This is a genomic window from Streptomyces hirsutus (genome assembly GCF_001418415.1).
GTDB classification, from domain to species: domain Bacteria; phylum Actinomycetota; class Actinomycetes; order Streptomycetales; family Streptomycetaceae; genus Streptomyces; species Streptomyces hirsutus.
This window is the reverse complement of record NZ_LIQT01000563.1, coordinates 1-1472: the sequence shown is the minus strand read 5'-3', so window position 1 is coordinate 1472 and position 1472 is coordinate 1. Positions and strand designations below refer to the sequence as shown.

Below are 1472 nucleotides of genomic sequence, written 5' to 3'. Positions count from 1 at the left end.
GGTTGCTCCGGATGCGGCGAGGGCGGCCAGCTCACTGTCCATTGTTCTTCTCCTCAAAAAAGTCAGATTGCGGGCTTCTCATTGATCGTGTCGTCTGCGGAAGCCGACGGCTCACCGTCATCCGGTGTGAAACTCGCTGGCGGGTCGAACCTGCGCAGTAGGTCCTCGGCTGTCTCGTGCTGGTCCTGTGTCCTGATGACGTCGGCGATCTGTTTGGCCAGCATCGTCCGTCGAACGTCTCCGTCCGTGAACCCCATGCTGTTGAGGAAGGTCTCGAAGTGGTCCGCTGCCTTCGGCTGTGATTCGAAAGGAGCGGGTTGCTCCTGCAGGAGATCCGGGCCAGGGCGCTCGCCGTGCGGTCGGGGTATGAGATCACGCAGCCGTTCGGGCACGTCGGTGTCGTTGGCGGCGGAGGTGAGCTGGGCCAGCAGACCGAGGTCCGCCACGGTCTTTTCCACCTGGTCGTCGTTCTTGGCGAGCCACCAGACGACCGCGCTACCGGTGTCCTTGAGCACGTCTTCGCTCAGGTATGCGCGCTTGCTCTGTTCGTACTTGCGCTGGTGCTCCCAGACCGCCTTGTCCTTGCGCACCTGGGCGAGTCTGTCCAACCGCTCTTGATCGTGTTCGCACAGGACGAGTGTGATGTCCTCCGCCATGACCTGAAGGTATCCGGTGGGGTCTAGGCGCATTCTGCTGAGTGCACCGCTCAGTTCGTGCTGGACGAGCGTGGGCCGGCCGGGTTCCCGTTGTTCGGTGATCGCGCAGGCGCGGTTCAGGATCGCTTCGACGGCGAGGCCTGCTGGGTTGAGGATGGGATCGTCGCCGGGCGCTTCGAGGGGATACCACCGTACGGTGGCCGAGAACAGGAAGTCGTAGTCGGCCCAGTGGCTGGGCAGGGCTACGCGGCTGACGTGGTGTTCCCTGCGTTCGACGGGCGGCGCAGTGCGTTGTTCCTCGACGTCGACAGGCAAGGAGCCACGGCGCGCTGCGGCGATTTTGAAGGCTGCCGCGGGAACTGCGACAAGGAGGACGGCCAGTGCGGGCCATGCGTATGCGGGCCATTTTTGTGTCAGGCCGAGGATGGTCAGCAGCAGGCCGCACAGGATGGTGAGGAAGACGGTCGTCGTCTTGGAGCCGGTCGTCACGGTGTAATCCCCCCAGTTGATGTCGGTGGCGCGGCGGGCCGGCCGAGGCCCTGAGCCGTGGAGATCTTCTGCAGCAGTCGGTCCGTGGTTGCGGCAGCCTGAGCGGCGGTCCCGTAAGGAGCTGTGCGTTCGGCGATGCGGGCGCTTGCGTACAGCGTGGCGAAGGCCGTGCCGCGTTGGTCTTCACACCGGTCGGCTGCTGCGACGAGGAGGTTGAGCAGCAGGTCGCCGCGGTGTCCGGCGTCGGTTGCCGTGTGCAGCCAGTGTTCCGCGTACGGGTGCCACTCCGCATGGGGCAGCTCTTTGAGTACCGCCCGCCAGCCGCTG

1 protein-coding gene and 1 pseudogene are annotated in these 1472 nt (G+C 65.2%); both read right to left on the bottom strand.

Annotated features, from left to right (window positions below; translation table 11 throughout):
• Window positions 1-62: 62 nt before the first annotated feature.
• Window positions 63-1145 carry a hypothetical protein gene (locus AOK11_RS45740; protein ID WP_240497605.1) on the bottom strand — a complete coding sequence of 361 codons (1083 nt, stop codon included), beginning with the start codon at window positions 1143-1145 and terminating at the stop codon, window positions 63-65.
• Window positions 1142-1472 (bottom strand): annotated as a pseudogene (locus AOK11_RS34420) (hypothetical protein); the annotation flags it as partial. The gene AOK11_RS45740 and the pseudogene AOK11_RS34420, both read right to left, overlap by 4 nt.